Below are 19,364 nucleotides of genomic sequence, written 5' to 3' on the forward strand. Positions count from 1 at the left end.
CACCGACGTCTGGTTCTCTTCTTCGAGGTGCCCTGACTCCCCCTACCTTCCCCCATTTGGACGAGGAACGTGCACTCGGGGTCGGCCAAAGGGTCGATCAGCGGCACTGAGTGCCGCCGTCATGCCCATACTGCCCCTTCCGTCACTGTGCGGAAACCCTTGCGACACCCGACCCGCGCTCCACCGCGCCTCATTCCGCCGGGCCGGTCGCGCCGGCCCCGATCCGGTGGTCCAGCGCGGTGTGCCGGCGGCCCGCGGAGACGGTGCGCACCGCCTGGCCGAGCGCCCGCCGGGAGCCCACCAGCACCACCAGGCGCTTGGCCCGGGTGACCGCGGTGTACAGCAGGTTGCGCTGGAGCATCATCCAGGCCCCGGTGGTCACCGGCACCACCACCGCCGGATACTCGCTGCCCTGCGAGCGGTGGATGGTGACCGCGTACGCGTGCGCCAGCTCGTCCAGCTCGTCGAAGTCGTACGGCACCTCCTCGTCCTCGTCGGTCCGTACGATCAGCCGCTGCTCGTCGTTGTCCAGGGCGGTGACCACGCCGACCGTGCCGTTGAAGACACCATTGGCGCCTTTTTCATAATTGTTCCTGATCTGGGTCACCTTGTCGCCGACACGGAACACCCGGCCGCCGAAGCGCCGCTCCGGCAGGTCCGGCCGGGCCGGGGTGATGGCCTGCTGGAGCAGCCCGTTGAGCGCCCCGGCGCCGGCCGGGCCGCGGTGCATCGGCGCCAGGACCTGGATGTCCCGGCGGGGGTCCAGGCCGAACTTCGCGGGGATGCGGCGGGCCGCCACGTCCACCGTCAGCTTCCCCGCCTCCTCGGTGTCCTCCTCGGCGAAGAGGAAGAAGTCCGGCATCCCCTGGGTGATCGGCGGCACCCCGGAGTTGATGCGGTGGGCGTTGACCACCACCCCGGACTGCTGGGCCTGGCGGAAGATGCGGGTCAGCCGCACCGCCGGTACCGGGCTGCCGTCGGCCAGCAGGTCCCGCAGCACCTCGCCCGCGCCGACCGACGGCAGCTGGTCCACATCGCCCACGAACAGCAGGTGCGCACCCGGCGGCACGGCCTTGACCAGCTTGTTCGCCAGCAGCAGGTCGAGCATCGACGCCTCGTCCACCACCACCAGGTCGGCGTCGAGCGGACACTCCCGGTCGTACGCGGCGTCGCCGCCGGGCTTCAGCTCCAGCAGCCGGTGCACCGTGGACGCCTCGGCGCCGGTCAGCTCGGCGAGCCGCTTGGCGGCCCGGCCGGTCGGCGCCGCCAGCACCACCTTCGCCTTCTTGGCCCGCGCCAGCTCCACCACCGACCGCACCGTGAAGGACTTGCCGCACCCCGGCCCGCCGGTGAGCACCGCCACCTTCTCGGTGAGCGCCAGCCGTACCGCGTCCCGCTGCTCGGGCGCCAGGTCCGCCCCGGTCCGCCGGGCCAGCCAGCTCAGCGCCTTGTCCCAGTCGACGTCCTGGAAGACCGGCATCCGGTCCTCCGGCCCGCGCAGCAGCCGCAGCAGCTGCCGGGCGAGCGAGACCTCGGCGCGGTGGAAGGGCAGCAGGTGGACGGCGGTGACCGGCTCTCCCCCGTCCGGGCCCGGCAGGCTCTCCCGGACCACCCCCTCGGGATCGTCGGCCAGCTCGCCCAGGCAGTCGATGACCAGGCCGGTGTCCACCTGGAGCAGCTTCACCGCGTCCGCTATCAGCTGCTCCTCGGGCAGGTGGCAGTGGCCGTTGTCGGATGCCTGGGAGAGGGCGTACTGGAGCCCGGCCTTCACCCGTGCGGGGCTGTCGTGCGGGATGCCCACCGACTGCGCGATCTTGTCGGCGGTGAGGAAGCCGATGCCCCACACGTCGGCGGCGAGCCGGTAGGGCTCGTTCCTCACCACCGAGATGGAGGCGTCGCCGTACTTCTTGTAGATCCGCACCGCGATCGAGGTGGACACCCCCACGCCCTGGAGGAAGACCATCACCTCCTTGATCGCCTTCTGCTCCTCCCAGGCGGCGGCGATCATCTTCGTCCGCTTCGGGCCGAGTCCGGGCACCTCGATCAGCCGCTCCGGCTCCCGTTCGATCACGTCGAGGGTGTCCACGCCGAAGTGCTCGGTGATCCGGTCGGCGATGCGCGGCCCGATCCCCTTGATCAGCCCCGATCCCAGGTAGCGGCGGATGCCCTGGACGGTGGCCGGCAGGACGGTGGTGTAGTTCTCCACCGTGAACTGCTTGCCGTACTGCGGGTGGGAGCCCCAGCGCCCCTCCATCCGCAGCGACTCCCCCGGCTGCGCGCCGAGCAGCGACCCGACCACGGTGAGCAGATCGCCGGAACCGCGGCCGGTGTCCACCCGGGCGACGGTGTAGCCGTTCTCCTCATTGGCGTAGGTGATCCGCTCCAGGACCCCCTCCACGACCGCGAGCTTGAGCATGCCCAGACGGTACCGCCGGGGGGTGACAGCCCGTCACGGCCTGTGGACGACCCGGCGCGATCGCCGCGCGGACCGGCCGCACACTGGGGTGCGACGGTGGACGGACGGACGACGGGACGGAAGGGGGTCGGGCCTTGCGGGAGACGGCGGCGCACGGCGAACGGGACGCGGCGGGGGACGACCGACGGGGCCCGGTGGCGGCGGCGAACGGCGGACGGGACCCCGGGGCGGAGGACGGCCGGCGGGACCTGGTGGTGGTCGGGTCGGCCAACGCCGACCTGGTGGTCACGGTGGACCGGCGGCCGGCGGCGGGCGAGACCGTCCTCGGCTCCGACCTGGCCGTCCACCCCGGCGGCAAGGGCGCCAACCAGGCGGTGGCCGCGGCCCGGCTGGGGGCGCGCACGGCGCTGCTGGCCCGGGTCGGCGACGACGCCCACGGCAGGCTGCTGCTGGACTCCCAGCGGGCGGCCGGGGTGGACACCGGCGGCGTGCTGGTGGGCGGCGCGCCGACCGGCGTCGCCCTGATCACGGTGGACCCCTCGGGGGACAACAGCATCGTGGTCGCGCCCGGGGCCAACGCCCGGCTGGCACCGGCGGACGTCCGGGCCGCCCGGGGGCTGCTGGCCACCGCCCGGGTGGTGTCGGTGCAGCTGGAGATCCCGCTGGAGACGGTGGCCGAGGTGGCCCGCACCGTGCCCCCCGGCACCCGGCTGGTGGTCAACGCCTCGCCGCCGGTGCCGCTGCCCCCGGCGGTCGCCGCGGCCTGCGCGGTGCTGGTGGTCAACGAACACGAGGCGCGGGTGCTGCTGGAGGGCGACCCGGCGGCCGGGGCGTCCGGCCCCGAGGAGCGGGCGCGGGCGCTGCTGGCACGCGGGCCGCAGGCGGTGGTGGTGACGCTGGGCGCGGCGGGCGCGCTCGTCGCCGACCGGCGGGGCGTCGTACGGGTGCCGAGCCCCGCGGTGACCCCGGTGGACACTACCGGGGCGGGCGACGCCTTCACCGGGGCGCTGTGCCTGCGGCTGGCGGCCGGGGACGACCTGGCGGCGGCGGTGCGCTTCGCGGTCCGGGTGGGCGCGGTGTCGGTGACCCGGCGCGGCGCCCAGGGGTCGTACCCGACCGCGGCACAGCTCGACGGCCCCACCCCCTGAACCCACCGATCCACCCTCTTTTTACTGTTTTGTTACATGCGCTGCGGAGGGTCGCGCGCCGCCCCGGGGCGGGCCGCACGCCGCGTGCCGCTCCGGCCGGCACCGCGCCGCGGCCCCCGGGAAAACCCCTGAACACCGGCCCGAGGGCCTGCCCCCGCCGCGACCGGCGCCGCCACGGAACGGCGGTACGGCACCGGGGAGTTACCGCCCGCTCACCGCACGGCACCGCGGGGATGGCCCGATCGGCCCGGTGGGGTGGCCGGAACCCCAAGGCGACCTGGTTTCGCGGCGAACGGAGTGCGAACATTTTCATCGGGTGGCGAGTTACGCCGCCGGAGGTCCGGTCGGCGGGCTCCGCCCCCCGTCCTGTGTCCCGCTGTCAGGCGTAGGGCAGGTCCCTCGCGTCCCCCCTGTTGGCGGCAGGAAGCGGGAGGATGCGCATGACCGCGATCGAGGAACGAGCGCCCCGGACCGTCCCGCTGGACCATCCCGACGCCCAGCGGAACGGCGCCGTGGGCGCCAAGGCCGCCCACCTGGCCCGCGCCGCCCGCGCCGGTCTGCCGGTGCTCCCCGGTTTCGTCATCCCGTACGGCACCGACCCCGCCGCGGCGCCCGTCGAACGGGCCTGGCGGGAGCTGTCCGCGGACGGCACCCGCCCCCTGGTGGTCCGCTCCTCCTCCGCCGCGGAGGACACCGGGGAGTCCTCCATGGCGGGGCGTTTCACCTCGGTCCTCGACGTCCGGGGGTGGGCGGCGTTCCAGGACGCGGTACGGACCGTGCTGGACTCCGCCCGGGGCGCGGGCGGCCCGCCGGCGCCGATGGCCGTCCTGGTCCAGGTGATGCTCCCGGCGCACAGCGGCGGTGTGCTCTTCGGCGCCGACCCGATCCAGGGCCGGGAGGACCGGATGCTGGTCAGCGCGGTCCGGGGCGGGCCGGACGCGCTGGTCGGCGGCGAGGCGCCGGGCACCAACTACCACGTGACCCGGTCCGGCCGGCTGCTGCGCACCGAACCGCCGGAGCGCGCCGGGGACCGGGTGCTCGGCCGGGCCGAACTGCACCGGCTGGCCCGGCTGGCCCGCCGCGCCCGGCAGCTGTTCGACGGCCCGCAGGACATCGAGTTCGCCTTCGACCGGGACGGCCGGCTCTGGCTGCTGCAGAGCCGGCCGATCACGGCGATGGCCCTCCGGCCGCCGCGCGGCGCCCGGCTGCTGGGCCCCGGTCCCGTCGCGGAGACCCTGCCGGACGTCCTCCAGCCGCTGGAGGAGGACCTGTGGGTGACCCCGATGTCCCGGGGGCTGACCGCCGCCCTGGACATCGGGGCGACCGTCCCGCGGCGCCGGCTGCGCACGACGCCGGTGGTCACCACGGTGGAGGGACGCGCGGCGGCCGACCTGGAGCTGCTCGGCACGGTGCCGCCCCGGTTCCGCCTCCTCGCCCTGCTCAACCCGGTGCCCGGGGCCCGCAGGCTCTCCGCCGCCTGGCGGGTGGGCCGGCTCCGCTCGGCGCTGCCGGGGCTCGCCGTCGACCTGCTGGCCGAGGTGGACCGTACGCTCGCCCAGGCGCCGCGGCCGGACCGGCTGGACCGCGCCGAACTCCTCGCGCTGCTGCGCTGGGGCCGCGCCGTCCTGGTGGCCCTGCACGCCCAGGAGGCGCTGGCGGGGGTCCTGCTGGACGGCGAGCGGGGCGGTACCGCGGCCGGTGAGGCGCTCACCGCGCTGGCGGAGGGGCGGGAGGCGGGGCTGGACGACAGCCGGCTGATCGCCGCCCTGCCGGTGGTGCTGGCGCTGGTCCCGCCGAGCGTGACCCGGCCGCCCAGGCTGCCCGGGCGCGCGCCCGGCCCCGACTCCGGCCCGCCGGCCGCTGGCGGGTCCGGTGTCGCGGCGCTCTCCACCCGGGAGGGGCTGCGGCTGCGCATCCGCTGGGTGCACGAGTTGCAGGCCCGGCTGGTGCGCGAGGCGGCCCGACGGCTGACCGCTCGCGGCGAACTGCCCGAGCCGGGGCGGGTGGCCCTGCTGCGCTGGCCCGAGCTGGTGGCCGCGCTCCGCCACCGGCCCCTCCCGGCCGACCTGCACCGGCGGCAGCCCCGCGGCCCCTCGGCGCCGCTGCCGGACGCCTTCCGGCTGGCCGACGGGCAGGTGGTGCCGGAGTGGACCGCGCGGCACGGGGAGGGGACCGCCCGGGGCGTCTCCGGGGGACGGGCGGCCGGAACCGCGTGGGACGGTACGGAGCCCCGGCCCCCGGACCCGGTCCTGGTGGTGCGGAACCTGGACCCCGCCCTCGCCCCGCTGCTGCCCGGGCTCACCGGGCTCGTCGCGCAGAACGGCAGCCCGCTGTCGCACCTGGCGGTGCTGGCCCGCGAGTACCGGCTGCCCGCGGTTGTCGGGGTGGACGACGCGGTACGGCGCTTCCCGCCGGGGACCCGGGTACTGCTCGACGGCACCACCGGCGAGACGACCTCCGACGGTGGTACGGGCGCGGCGGTACCTCTGGCAGGGGGAGCGCGGCGACGGACGGGCCGACGGCGGGCGGGCACGCGGTGAGCGGGCGGGGGGCGGGGGGTGAGCGGGCGGAGGGCCACCGGCCGGGCGCGGCACCGGTGGACGGCGACCGGGCGGGCGGCCACCGACCGGGCGCGGCGCCGGTGGACGGCGTGCCGAGGGGTGGTGCCCCGGTGGACGGCGTCGCGGCGGACGGTGCGCCGAGGGGTGGCGCGCCGGTGGGCGGTGAGCCCGTGGACGGTGTACCGGCGGACGGTCGGCTGCCGGACGGCGGGGTGCCGGTCGCCGGCCCGATGGGCGGTCGGCGTCCGCGCCGGGGGCACCCGGACGGCGACCGGTCGTATCTCGGGCACCCAGGCGGTGACCGGCCGGATCGCGAGAATCCTGACGGCGACCGGTCGTATCTCGGGCACCCGGACGGTGACCGGCCGTATGGCGAGAGCCCGGACGGTGACCGGCTGCGGATCCGGCACACCGACGGCAGCGGACCGGACGGTGGGCCGGACGGTGGCCGGCGCGCGGCCCGGCGCCCGAACGCGGACGCCACCCGCGCGGACGACCACCCCGTCACGCACGGCACCGGGGCCGGCCGTGCCGGTGGTGCGGGCGGTGCCGTCACGGACCGTCCCGGCGCGGGGGCCGTGCGTCCGGAGCGTGGCGAGCGGGAGGGAGAGCGGGGCGAGCGGGAGGTGGACCGGTGAAGTACCTGGCCTATCTGTTCGGTGGCGCCGCCGCCGCGGGGGCCGCCTCGTACGTGGTGATCTACCTCTACCGCTGGCAGTGGCAGCGGGCGATCCTCTGCGGCGTGCTGCTGCTGGTGGTGGAGGTGCTGCTGCTCGGGGTGGCGGTGCTGGGCCGGGTCGCCCGCCTGGAGAGGCGTATCGACCAGCGGTTCGCGGAGGAGCGACGGTCCGCCGAGGACCGGAGGCAGGCGGAGGTGCTGGCCCGGCTGCGGCAGCCGCGGCGGGAGGAGCCCACCGGGCCGTTCCGGACCCGCTTCCGCTGGCTGGAGGAGCCCACCGGGGCGGACGCCGATCCCCGGTTGAACCGCACCCATGTCTTCGTCCCGGTGCTCATGGTCACCGGGGTGCTGCTCTCCGGGCTCGCGTGGATCGTCCAGCGCGTCGCCGAGTCCACCGTGCGCCCGCGTGCCGAGAAGCGGCTGGCGGGCCGGCTGGCACCGCTGGCCGCTCCGCCGCTGGACCCGGGCGACGGCGGGCCGGAACTGGAGGACCGGCCGCTGCTGGGGCGCGGGCGCAACCCCTGGGCCTTCGCCGGGGTCACCGTGACCGCGCTGACCGTACTGGGCGCCGGAGTGGCGGGACTGGCCGGTCTCACCCAGACCCGGCCCGAGCCGGAGAGCGGGGCGGTGGCGACCTCGGTGCTGGTGAAGGCGGTGCTCCGGGACGAGGATTCCCCGGCCCGCGCCGACCTGGCGGCGCACCAGGTGTGGGAGCACTGCCGCGACTCCACCTCCGTACCGCTGCACCGGGCCACCCTGGGGGAGCTGGGCGACGGGCTGTACGCGGGCGTCGTCCACCCCGCCCTCACCGAGCACGACCGTATGCGGCTGCGCGGCTGCCTGGAGGACACCGCCGTGAACCGCGCCCACTTCGAGGTGATCAGCATCGGGCAGGCCGACCCGGGGAACGGCTGAGGCACGCCCCGCCCTCCGGGGGCGGCGTCTGAAGGGCGGCGCCGAAGAGTCAGCGTCCGAGGAGCGGCCGCCGGAGGAGCGCGGCCGGAGCCGGTGCTCGCCACAAACACCGGGCACTGTGACGCAGGTCACACATCCTTGTGCCCCTGAGCCTCCCCCACACCCCGCGATCACCACCCGGCGCGGGTCCGCCGTACTCCCCCGTTCTCCCCGGCAGGACGCTCAATACCCCCGACCAGCACATTCGCCGCCGGACCGGAGCGCGGGGCCACCGGTTCCCGTACGCCTCCGGCAGCGGGCCACATCACCACACTCACCTCGGCGAGAGCGAAAACGGGAGATCATATAAAGGATCGGCTATATGCATCACTCCGCAGGGGGAGATTCCGGGCTAAAATCGCATATCCGTGCCGTTCCGGTACGGCGTCTTTGTCCCCGACTCCTCCGGGCACCCCTACATGGCAGTTCTTCCGCCGCCCGTGCGGCGTACCCGCCGCTTCCCCTTCGCCTCCGGCGTTTCCTCCCCCACCACCCGTCGCAGCCGTCTCCGGCTCGCGCTCCGTGTTATCGGGATCTGTGCCATCGGATACCTCCTGCTGTGGGCCGTCGGCGCCCTCGGCATCCTGGTCGCCTCGCAGTGGGTGCGCAGCGAGACCCCGCCGCCCGCCGGCGCCACGAAGATCACCGGCATCCAGCACTTCCAGCCGGTGGACGCCGAGCGCCACCTCTGGCGCGGTTCGGCCCCCTCTCCGGCCGGATACCGGGCGCTGGCCGAGAAGAACTTCAGCACCGTGATCGACCTGCGGGCCGAAAAACTGTCGGTGCACCAGCTCACCGCCCCGGAGCGGGCCGGGCTGAACGTGGTGCGGATCCCGATCCGTGACGGGCAGACCCCGAAGCAGGGCGAGGTGGACCGCTTCGTCAAGGCGGTGCGCGGCGCCGACGGTCCGGTGTTCGTGCACTGCGGCGCGGGCGTGGGCCGCACCGGCACCATGGCCGCCGCGTACACGGTGCGCACCGGCGAGGACAGCGGCCCGGACGCCGTGCGCCGCAACCTGGCGGTCGGCCCGCCGTCGCTGGAGCAGATCTACTACGCGTACCACCTGAACGGCGACGACGCCGACCAGCCGCCGGCCGCCGTGCGGGCGGTCAGCCGGATGGTGGACGCCCCGCGCCGCCTGATGTCGTACTTCTGACCCCCGGGCCGCATCCGCCGCCGGCCACTCCGGCCACTCCGGCCACTCCGGCCACTCCGGCCACTCCGGCCACTCCGGCCGGAAACCGCCCGGTCGACCGGGCGGTTTCCGGATGGCAGGGGCGCTGTCCGGGGTCACCGCATCACGTGGCCGTATCGATCAGGCCGCGAACGCTTTAACCGACGCCCGGCCGGGATGCCCCGGCCGGGCGTTCCGCGTGGGCGGCCGTCGGCTTCGGCGGTGCCCGGAGAAGCGCGGGTGGTCGCGAGGATGGACGTGCGGGCCGACCCTCCAGCACCGGGCCGGAACCGTCCGGGCCGGCCGACCCCCGGCACCGGGCCGGAAGGGGCCGTAAGGCGCCGGTAGGGACCGTCCGCGGGGAGCGCGCCCGGGGACGGCCCCGGCTCACAGCACATGGCGCCGGTAACCGCGGATGGCTTCCGCCAGCACCTCGGCGCCGTCCCGGGCCCACTGGCCGGAGTTGAGGATCTCCACCTCGGCCGGGCCCCGGTACCCGGCGGCCTCCACCCGTTCCCGGAACCAGCGCAGATCGACGCAGCCCGCGCCGAGCGGGCCGCGCCCCAGCAGGACGCCCTCCGGCAGCGGGGTGACCCAGTCGGCGAGCTGGAACGCGGCGATCCGGCCGGTCGCCCCGGCCCGCGCGAGCTGACCGGCCACCGTGTCGTCCCACCACAGGTGGTAGGTGTCCACCACCACCCCCACCCGCTCCGCCGGGAACCGCTCGGCGAGGTCGAGCGCCTGGGCGAGGGTGGACACCACGCAGCGGTCCGCCGCGTACATCGGGTGGAGCGGTTCGAGGGCCAGCCGCACCCCGTGGGCGGCGGCGTACGGGGTGAGCTCGGCGAGCGCGTCCGCCACCCGTTCCCGGGCCCCGGCCAGGTCGCGGTCGCCGGCCGGCAGGCCCCCGGAGACCAGCACCAGGACACCGGTGCCGAGCGTCGCGGCCTCCTCGATCGCCGCCCGGTTGTCGGCCAGCGCGGCGGCCCGTCCGGCCGGGTCGGCCGCGGTGAAGAAGCCCCCGCGGCACAGGCTGCTGACGGCCAGCCCGGCGCTGCGTACCAGCCGTGCGGTGGCCTCGGCGCCGTACGCGCGCACCGGCCCGCGCCACAGGCCGACGGCCGGCACCCCGGCCTCCGCGCACCCGGCCACCAGCTGTGGCATCGTCCACTGCCGCACCGTCTCCTGGTTGAGGCTGAACCGGGCCAGGTCGCCGGGACCGCCTCCGCCCCGGCCCGCACCGCCGTCCCGGTGGCCGCCGTCCCGGTGACCGGTCCCCCGGTGCGGCGGCCCGGGCCGGCGGCCCCCGTCCGGGACGGGGCCCGCCGGACTCACCGGTCCTCCACCGGGTACGCCCACGGCACCCCGTGGACCGCCAGCAGCCGGGCCATCCGGCGGGCGGCGCGCGCCGGGTCGGGGAAGAGCCCGAGCCGGTCGGCGAGTTCGTACGCCCGCGCCAGGTGGGGCAGCGAGCGGGCCGACTGGAGGCCGCCGACCATGGTGAAGTGGTCCTGGTGCCCGGCGAGCCAGGCGAGGAGCACCACCCCGGTCTTGTAGTGGCGCACCGGCTCCTGGAACAGGTGCCGGGCCAGCTCCACCGTCGGGTCGAGGAGCGCGTGGAACCCGGCCGCGTCCCCGGCGTCCAGCGCCCGTACCGCCGCCGCGGCGACCGGAGCCAGCGGGTCGAAGACACCCAGCAGGGCGTCGCTGAACCGGTGCCCGTCGCCCTCGATCAGCTCCGGGTAGTGGAGGTCGTCCCCGGTGTAGCAGCGCACCCCGGCGGGCAGCCGCCGCCGCAGCCCTGCCTCCCGTCCGGCGTCCAGCAGGGAGACCTTCACCCCGGCGACCTTCCGCGGGCGGCCGGCGATGAGCGCCACCAGGGTGTCGGTGGCGGTGTCCGGGTCGGTGCTGCCCCAGTAGCCGGTGAGTGCCGGGTCGAACATCGGCCCCAGCCAGTGCAGCACCACCGGGGAGCGGGCCTGCCGCAGCAGCCCGTCGTACACCTCCAGGTAGTCGTCCGGGCCGCGGGCCGCGGCGGCCAGCGCGCGGGAGGCCATCAGCACCGCCCGCGCCCCGGCGTCCTCCACCACGGCCAGCTGCTCCTCGTAGGCGGCCCGGACCCCGGCGAGGGTGGCGCCGGCCGGCGGCAGCTGGTCGGTGCCGGCGCCGCACAGGAGCGGGCCGCCCACCGCCCGTGCCTCGGCCGCGGTCCGGCGGATCAGCTCGGCGGCGGTGGGCCAGTCCAGCCCCGTGCCGCGCTGCGCGGTGTCCATCGCCTCCGCCACCCCCAGCCCGTGCGACCACAGGTGGTGGCGGAAGGCGAGCGTCGCCTCCCAGTCCACCGCGCACGGCCCCTCGGGGGAGGTGTCGGCGAACGGGTCGGCCACCACGTGGGCGGCGGCGAAGACGCTGCGGGAGGTGGGCGGGGCACCGCCGGAGGGGCGGAACACCGGTTCGGTACGCGGCAGATAGTCACGCAGCCGGCCGCCGGGCGCGGGGAGCCGGAGCCTCACAGCGTCAGCTCCGGAACGTCCAGGCGGCGGCCGGCGGCCGCCGAGGCCAGGCCCAGCTCGGCGAGTTGCACCCCGCGCGCGCCGGCCAGCAGGTCCCAGTGCCAGGGGTCGCCGAGCGCCACATGGCGCAGGAAGAGCTCCCACTGCGCCCGGAAGGCACCGCCGTGCCCGGGCCCGTGGGCGGGTGTCCCTGTAGGGGGCGGGTGTCCCGTGGGGCCCCGGCGCGCCGGAGAGACCCGGTGCCCCGTAGGGCGGGTTCTCCGTAGGGGGCGGGGGTCCCGTAGAGGCCTGGTGTCCCGTAGGGGCGGGTTCCCCGTGAGTGCGGTCGACCCGTAGGGGCCCGGCGCCCTCAGGGGTCCGTCGGGTCCGGGCTCCCCGTCGGGGCGGGGTGCCCGGAGGGGTCGCCCACCGGGCCCGGCGTCCCCACCCGGTCCAGGGCCGGGGCCCATGCCGGCACGGGGAGCCCGTAGGGAGGCACCGCCCGGTCCGGGCCCCCCGTCGGGTCCGGGGACCCGCACGGGACCCCCGCCGGGCCCCGCTCCCGCACCCGGTACGGGGTACCCGCCGGGCCATGGGCCGGGGCCGGGCCGGGAACCGGTACCGCGGCCCGGGACGGGGTGGTCCGGCACCTCCTGCCACCCGCCCCGGAACCCCTCGGCGACCGGCACGTCGGGGTCCCAGACCGGCCGCGGGGTGGCGGCGCGGTGCTGGACGCGGCAGCGGTGCAGCCCCGCCACGGCGGAACCCTCGGTGCCGTCCACCTGGAACTCCACCAGTTCATCGCGGTGCACGCGGACCGTCCAGGAGGAGTTGATCTGGGCGACGATCCCGCCCGCCAGTTCGAAGACCGCGTACACCGCGTCGTCGGCGGTCGCCCGGTACGGCTCGCCGCGCTCGTCCCAGCGGCGCGGCACATGGGTGGCGATGTGTGCCTGGACGGTGCGCACCGGCCCGAACAACTCCCGCAGCAGGTACTCCCAGTGGGGGAACATGTCGGTGGTGATGCCGCCCCCGTCCTCCGCGCGGTAGTTCCACGAGGGCCGCTGGGACGGCTGCCGGTCCCCCTCGCACACCCAGTACCCGAACTCCCCGCGTACCGAGAGGATCCGGCCGAAGAAGCCGTCCTCGACCAGTCGCCTGAGCTTCACCAGCCCGGGCAGGAAGAGCTTGTCCTGGACCACCCCGTGCCGGACCCCCGCGGCGTCCGCCAGCCGGGCAAGCTCCAGCGCCCCGGCCAGGTCGCCGGCGGTCGGCTTCTCCGCGTAGACGTGCTTGCCCGCCGCGATGGCCTTGGCGAGCGCCGCGGGCCGGGCCGCGGTGGTCTGCGCGTCGAAGTAGACGTCCACGGCGGGGTCGCCCAGGACGGTGTCGAGGTCGGTGGCCACATCGGCCACCGGATCCAGCCCGTGGCGCTCGGCGATCGCCCGCAGGGCGTCCGGGCGGCGGCCGAGCAGCAGCGGACTGGGCCACAGCACACTCCCGTCGCCCACCGCGATGCCGCCCTGCTCGCGGATGGCGAGCAGGGACCGCACCAGGTGCTGCCGGTACCCCATCCGGCCGGTCACCCCGTTCATGGCGATGCGCACTGTTCTGCGGGTCATCCGACCATTCCTCTCGTCCGCCGTACTCGGGGCGTCCCGGCCGGCGGCCGGAACGGTGTTTCCTGTACGGGACGGACCGCGCACCACCGGTCCGCCACGCCGACGCCGGGCCGCCGGACACCCGCCCGGACACCACCGGGCACCCGTCCCCCGCCCGGACGGCACCCGCGCCGGGTGACACGGGGGACCCGCAGGGCAGCACCGCGCACCGCCCGCCCCGGGACCGCCCGTGGTGCCGGACCGCCCGTGGCCCTGCACCGGCCGTGGTGCCGGACAGGCCCCTGGCGCGGGGCGGGTCCGCAGGCCCGTGGTGCGGGGCAGGCCCGTGGCGCCGGGCCGCCCTTCGTGCCCCGCAGGCCGCCCCGGGTGCCGCACCCGCCCTGGGGACGGGCAAGCCCGTGGGTCGCACCGCCCCTGCGAGCGGGCAATGCCGCGCCCGCCCCCTGGCGCCGGACGGGCCCGTGGCGCCGGGCCGCCCTTCGTGCCCCGCAGGCCGCCCCGGGTGCCGCGCCCGCCGTTGAGGGCGGACAACCCCGGGTGCCGCACCCGCCCCGGGGACGGGCAAGCCCGTGGGTCGCGCCCGCCGCTGGGAACGGGCAAGCCCCTGGCCCGCGCCCGCCCTGGGGGCTCGGGCAGGCCGCGCCTCCGCCGTCCGGGTGCCGGCGTGCCGCACCGTGCGACACGCCCACGACGGCTTCCGGACGGGCCGTCAGCCGCCGTCACCACAGCGGCACCGCGGTGGCACCACCGCGACCACGGCACCGGTTCACTGCCTCACGGACCCGGTGCTGCCACCGGGCCGCTACCGCCCGGCCGGCAGCACCGGCTCCGACCCGGGCCCCCGCCGGCCCGGCGCCTCAGCCGACCGAAAAGCCGTACGGGCCGGCACCGCCTGCCCGGGTCCGCACCCACCGCCCGCCCCGCCACACACCAACCACCCACCACCGCGCACCACCCAACGCACCCGGTCCCGTGCCGGGACGCGTCACGCCGGACACACGCGCGCGCCGGGGGCCCGTACCCGCCGGACGCACCGGGGCGCACCGGGCGCGGCCGGGGCGCCAGGGCGCGCCGGCAGAGCGCACCCGCCCAACCCACCGCGCCCTTGGACCAGTAAGCGCTTACCGCTCCGGAAGCTAGTCGCGCCGGACGCGGGCGGCAAGGGCGCGTCCGCCGCCCCTGCCACGTCCGCCGCCCTCGCCGCGTCCGCGGTCCGGCCGGAAGAACCGGAACCCCCGCATCGCCACGGGGTCCGGTGAGAGCATGTACGCCGTCGGGCGGCCGGACCGGTATCCCCCTTCCCCCCGGCGCGTCCGGCGCACCCGTCGTTCCCTACGGCACACCCGTCGTTCCCCCACGGAGGACCCCCATGGCAGTGACCCTGGCGGATGTCGCGGCCCGCGCCCAGGTCTCGGCGGCCACCGTCTCCCGGGTGCTGAACGGCAACTATCCGGTGGCGGAGGCCACCCGGGCCCGGGTGCTGCGCGCGGTGGACGAACTGGAGTACGTGGTCAACGGCCCGGCAAGCGCTCTCGCCGCCGCCACCTCCGATCTGGTGGGGGTACTCGTCCACGACATCGCGGACCCGTTCTTCGGGGTCCTGGCCGGAGCGGTCCAGGCCGAGATGGGACGCGGCGGCGAACCGGGGCGTGGCGGCGAGAAACTGGCGGTCATCTGCAGCACCGGTGGGGCCCCGGCCCGCGAACTCACCTACCTGACCCTCCTCCAGCGCCAGCGCGCCGCCGCCGTGATCATCACCGGCGGGGCGGTGGAGGACCCGTCGCACGCCGCCGCGGTGGCCGCCCGGGTCTCCCGGCTCACCGCTGCCGGCACCCGTGTGGTGCTGTGCGGACGTCCCCCCGTCCCGGACGCGGTGACCCTCACCTTCGACAACCGGGGCGGCGCGCGGCGGCTGACGGAACATCTGCTGACGCTGGGTCATCGGCGCATCGGCTACATCGCCGGCCCGGCCGACCGCACCACCACCCGGCACCGGCTGGAGGGACACCGGGCCGCGCTCGCCGCCCATGGCGTGGGCGGCCACGGCATTCCGGCAGCGCGGGTGGCCCCGGTGGCTGCGGACGGCCGGACGGACGACACGGACCACACGGACGGCACGGGCGGCGGGACCGGGGGCGACCGAGGCCCCGAGGGGTTCCGGGGCGACGGCGGACGCGACCGAGGGGACCGTGCCGCCGAGGACGTCCGCGGCCCCGGGACACGCAACGGCGGGAACGACCGCAACGGCGGGGACGACCGCGACCGCCGGGGCCGGAACGCCCCCGGTGACGGGGAGAGCCGGTGCGACGGGTGCGACCGGGCCGCCGCCCACCCGGCCGCCTCCCGATCCGGCGGGCCGGGCGTACCGGAGGCGGACCGGCTGACCATATTCGGCCCGTACGAGCGGTGCGCCGGCTACGACGCCACCATGGAGCTGCTCCGCCGCGACCCCGGGATCACCGCCGTGATGGCCGCCAACGACACCGTCGCGCTGGGCGTCTGCGCCGCCCTGCGCGACCAGGGCCTGCGCATCCCCCAGGACGTATCGGTGGTGGGCTTCGACGACCTGCCGTTCAGCGCCGACGCGGTACCGGCGCTGACCACCGTCCGGCTGCCGCTGTACGAGGCCGGGGCCCGCGCCGGACGACTGGCGCTGGGCCGGGAACCGCTGCCGCCCGGCGGGGTGGCGATGATCCGGGCGGAGCTGATGGTGCGCGCCTCGGCCGCCCCGCCCCGCCCCGGCGGCCTCCCCCTCACCATCGACTGACCCGCCGTCGGGCCGGCGGACGCCCCGGCGCCCGGAACGGTCCGGCACCGGGAACATGCCTGCGCCCGGAACGGTCCGGCACCCGGACCGTTCCGCTGCCCAGGACGGTCCGGCACCCGGAACGTGCGGCGCCCGGCCGTCCGCACCGGGCCGGTCCGCGGCCGGCCGACCCCATCGGACGGACCCACACCCACCCGCCCCCATCAGGCCGCCCCTCATCCGGCGGGACCGCGCCCGCGACGTCCGCGCCCGGCCGGAATCGCGCTGGCGTACCGTGGGGGGGGGGCCGGGGAAACAATCGATCCCCGCCCGGGCGCGCAACCCGGACCCTTCCGGGCTCGCCCCGGGGCCGCCGCCGTCTCCCCCGCCACGCCGGGGAACCCCGAACGACGACGGCCCGGGCCCCGAGCGACGGGCCCCGGCGCCCCACCACGACACTCCGGGGTGCGGACGACACCGCCGGGCCCCGAAGGACAAGACCCCGGGCACGTCCCCCGCGACGCGTCCCGAGCAGCAGAGGAACAGAGATCCCCTGAGTACCCGGCCCACCCCGCGCCCCGCCTCCCGGAACCGGTCCGCACCGTCCTCCGCCACGCCGCCCTCCCCCGCCACACCGCCGGCGGCCCTGACCCCGCGCCGCCCACATCGGCCCCCCTCCGGCGACCCCTCAGGGAACCCCGACCCCTCCGGGAACCCCGGAGCCCCCTCCCCCTCAGGGAACGACCCATCAGGGAACCCCGGTGCCTCAGGGCAGCCGACCCCCTCAGGGCACCCCCAGGGCCCCGGAACCCCCGACCCCTCAGGGACCCCGGAACCCCCGACCCGTCGGGGGACCCAGATCCCCCGCCCCTCCGGGGAACGCCGGCCCCGGGCATCCGGACCCTTCCGGGCGCCCGGACGACCCCGCGGACCCCGACCGGCCGACCGTCACCTGGACGGACGCCGACGGCGAGCACACCGCCCGCTGGCGCTCCGAGAGCGGGACGCCGCCGCCCAAGCGGCTGGTGGTGGCCGACGACCGGCTCTCCGCGGACGCCGCCCACCGCCTGATCAGTGAGGGCACCGGGCTGCTGTGGCAGGGCGACTACCACGGCGCCCGGCAACTGCTCCAGGCGCTGGCCCGGCGGGTGGACCGGGGGCCGCGCCGGCGGTCGCGGACCGCTGCCCCGGCACCGGCCGCCGCCGGTGATCCGGCCCGCGCGTTCCACCTGCACCGCAAGGCGCAGGCGGAACGCGCCCGCAAGCTGGGCCGGCTGCTGGTGCCGCTGGACGCCGGGTACACCGTGCCGCTGCGCCGGGCGCCCGAGGTGCGGGCGGCGTGCACCGAGGCGTACGGGCCCGGGGGCGAGCCGTCGGTGGTCTCGCTGCGGGAGCTGACCGGGCTCATCGGGGCCCATGAGTGGCGTCGCCGCGGGGTGCCCGTCCCGGCCCTCGGCGGCGACCGGGTGCATCCGTACTACGGCGTCTTCTCGCCGGTACGGGGCGAGTACGTGGACCTGGTGGCCCAGGAACCGCTGCCGCCGGGTACGGACACCGCCTTCGACATCGGCACCGGAACCGGGGTGCTCGCGGCGGTCCTCGCCCGGCGCGGGGTGGGCCGTGTGATCGCCACCGACCAGGACCCCAGGGCACTGGCCTGCGCCCGGGAGAACCTGGCCCGGCTGGTCCCGGGGGGCGCGGTCGAGGTGGTGGCGGCGGACCTGTACCCGGCGGACACCGCCGGCCGGGCCCGGCTGGTGGTCTGCAACCCCCCGTGGCTCCCGGCGCGCCCCAGCTCCCCGGTGGAGTACGCGGTGTACGACCCGGACAGCCGGATGCTCCACGGCTTCCTGGACGGTCTGGCCGCCCGGCTGGCCCCCGGCGGCGAGGGCTGGCTGATCCTCTCCGACCTCGCCGAACACCTCGGGCTGCGCTCGCGGGCCGACCTGCTCGCGGCATTCGACCGGGCGGGGCTGGAGGTGGCGGGGCGCAGCGACATCCGTCCGCGGCACCCGCGTGCCGCGGACCGTACCGACCCGCTGCACGCGGCCCGGGCGGCGGAGGTGACGTCGCTGTGGCGGCTGACGCCCCGGCGCGTCCGTTGACCGGGCCGGACCCGGCCGCTTACCGTCCGGGGACCGGAGTGGCGGCCCGGGGCACGGCGGCGCGACGGACCGGAGGACCGGCGGGCCGGTGCACCGGCGGTACGGCTCCCGGGCGGAACGGCGACCCGGCCGGCGGCCAGGTGTCGTAGCGGCCCGGTGGTCGACGGTACGGCAGGTGCGTCGGTACGAGCGGGACGGCGGGCACGGCGGTACGGTTCCCTGTCGCGGTGCCCGCGACGCCCGCGGCGCGCGTGATCGTGCCGCGCGGCGCGTGTGACCGTGGTGCCGTGTCCGGGCGGCTGCGCGGCTGAACGGCCGGGCGGCTCGGCGGGGCCGGGGTGACCACGCCCCGCGGGATGCCCGGACGTGGCCGCACGTCCGGCCGTCCCGGTGCGGCCCGGGCGCGCCGGGACGTAACCCCGTGGCGCCGCGGGGAGAACCGCAGACGCGAGGAGTCTCGATGAAGCTGGCCTTTTCCACGCTCGGGGTGCCCGGCCTGCCGGTGCCGGAGGTGGTGGAGCTGGCCACCGCCCACGGTTATCACGGGGTGGAGCTGCGGGCCCATCCCGAGGAGCCGGTGCACCCGGGGCTGGGGCGGGCCGACCGGGAGCGGGTGGCGGAGACGTTCCGCTCGGCGGGGGTGGAGATCCTGGCGGTCTCCGGGTACGCCCACGCCGCCGGCCCCGGCCCGGACGAACCGGTGGTGGCGGAACTGCGGGAACTCACCGCCCTCGCGGCCGATCTGGGCGCGCGGTACGTCCGGGTGTTCCCCGGCGGGGGCGACAGCCCGCCCGCCGAGGCCGACGCGACGGCGGCCCGCCGGCTGGCGGTGGCCGGCCCGTACGCGGCGGAGCGGACGGTACGACTGCTGCTGGAGACGCACGACTCGCACCGGACCGGGGCCGCGGTGGCCCGGGTGCTGAACGCCGCCGGCCCGGTCGATGCGGGCGCGGTCTGGGACGTGATGCACCCCTGGCTGGGTGGTGAGGAGCCGGCCGACACCCTCGCCGCGCTCGCCTCCCGCCTCGGCTATGTGCAGCTCAAGGACATCGCCTCGGCCGAGGACACCACCCCGCTGCCACTGGGAGCCGGGGTGCTGCCGATCGCCGAGGTGGTCGAACTGCTCAGCCGGTCCGGCTGGGACGGCTGGCTGAGCTGGGAGTACGAACGCCGCTGGTACCCGCAGGCGGCTCCGCTGCCGGACCTCCTCGGACCGGCCCGGGACCATCTGATGCGGCTGCTGTCCGACGCGGCGTGAACCCCTGGGACGGCCCCGAGAGCCCGTAGGGGTACGCAGGAACGCGGGGAACGCGGGGCCCGGAAGACCGTAGGGTCCCGAAGAACCCGGAGGTCCCGGAGAACCCGGAGAACCCGCCGGCGGGCAGGGTGGGGGTGGTCCTGAGGACCCGTACGGGGAGTCGGGAGAGGGTGCGGCCGCGCCGGAGGCCGTGCGGGCCCCGGCACGG

The 19,364-nt window shown here is 77.0% G+C and carries 10 protein-coding genes and 1 pseudogene; 7 read left to right on the forward strand and 4 right to left on the reverse strand.

Features of this window, described 5'->3' with window-relative positions; all coding sequences use genetic code 11:
- Positions 1-190: 190 nt before the first annotated feature.
- Positions 191-2,416 carry an SF1B family DNA helicase RecD2 gene (recD2, locus tag IHE55_RS09345; RefSeq protein ID WP_197988607.1) on the reverse strand — a complete coding sequence of 742 codons (2,226 nt, stop codon included), beginning with the start codon at positions 2,414-2,416 and terminating at the stop codon, positions 191-193.
- A 194-nt stretch (positions 2,417-2,610) separates the two neighbouring features.
- Between recD2 and IHE55_RS09350 the strand changes: the two genes are divergently transcribed.
- The 4 genes from IHE55_RS09350 (at position 2,611) to IHE55_RS09365 (ending at position 8,915) form a co-directional block, all read left to right on the forward strand.
- Positions 2,611-3,564, forward strand: coding sequence for a ribokinase (locus tag IHE55_RS09350; RefSeq protein WP_197991892.1), 954 nt, complete (start codon positions 2,611-2,613; stop codon positions 3,562-3,564).
- A gap of 440 nt (positions 3,565-4,004) precedes the next feature.
- On the forward strand, positions 4,005-6,104 hold the full coding sequence (locus tag IHE55_RS09355; protein ID WP_232265501.1) for a PEP/pyruvate-binding domain-containing protein: 2,100 nt from the start codon (positions 4,005-4,007) through the stop codon (positions 6,102-6,104).
- Positions 6,105-6,759: 655 nt separating this feature from the next.
- Positions 6,760-7,719, forward strand: coding sequence for a hypothetical protein (locus IHE55_RS09360; protein ID WP_197988609.1), 960 nt, complete (start codon positions 6,760-6,762; stop codon positions 7,717-7,719).
- Between the two features lie 479 nt (positions 7,720-8,198).
- Positions 8,199-8,915, forward strand: coding sequence for a fused DSP-PTPase phosphatase/NAD kinase-like protein (locus IHE55_RS09365; protein ID WP_307826587.1), 717 nt, complete (start codon positions 8,199-8,201; stop codon positions 8,913-8,915).
- A gap of 405 nt (positions 8,916-9,320) precedes the next feature.
- Here the strand turns inward: IHE55_RS09365 and IHE55_RS09370 are convergent, their stop codons facing one another.
- The 3 genes and pseudogenes from IHE55_RS09370 to IHE55_RS33050 form a co-directional block, all read right to left on the reverse strand.
- The gene (locus tag IHE55_RS09370) at positions 9,321-10,097 is read right to left on the reverse strand and encodes a sugar phosphate isomerase/epimerase family protein (RefSeq protein WP_197991894.1); all 777 of its coding nucleotides are present in this window, start codon (positions 10,095-10,097) and stop codon (positions 9,321-9,323) included.
- A 167-nt stretch (positions 10,098-10,264) separates the two neighbouring features.
- Entirely contained in the window at positions 10,265-11,446 is a 1,182-nt protein-coding gene (locus IHE55_RS09375) for a dihydrodipicolinate synthase family protein (RefSeq protein ID WP_197988610.1), read from the reverse strand.
- 617 nt (positions 11,447-12,063) lie between these two features.
- A pseudogene (locus IHE55_RS33050) lies at positions 12,064-13,047 on the reverse strand (Gfo/Idh/MocA family protein); the annotation flags it as partial.
- Between the two features lie 1,369 nt (positions 13,048-14,416).
- Here IHE55_RS33050 and IHE55_RS09390 point away from each other — a divergent pair.
- The 3 genes from IHE55_RS09390 (at position 14,417) to IHE55_RS09400 (ending at position 19,156) form a co-directional block, all read left to right on the forward strand.
- Complete coding sequence (locus IHE55_RS09390) at positions 14,417-15,814, forward strand: LacI family DNA-binding transcriptional regulator (RefSeq protein WP_197988611.1); 1,398 nt, start codon at positions 14,417-14,419, stop codon at positions 15,812-15,814.
- Positions 15,815-16,818: 1,004 nt separating this feature from the next.
- Positions 16,819-17,898: a methyltransferase gene (locus IHE55_RS09395; protein WP_307826588.1), complete on the forward strand. Its 1,080-nt coding sequence runs from the start codon at positions 16,819-16,821 to the stop codon at positions 17,896-17,898.
- Positions 17,899-18,358: 460 nt separating this feature from the next.
- A complete protein-coding gene (locus IHE55_RS09400) occupies positions 18,359-19,156 on the forward strand; it encodes a sugar phosphate isomerase/epimerase family protein (protein WP_197988612.1) in 798 nt (265 codons plus the stop codon).
- Positions 19,157-19,364: the final 208 nt, after the last annotated feature.

The sequence above is a fragment of the Streptomyces pactum genome, from assembly GCF_016031615.1.
In the GTDB taxonomy this organism is placed as follows: Bacteria; Actinomycetota; Actinomycetes; order Streptomycetales; family Streptomycetaceae; genus Streptomyces; species Streptomyces pactus.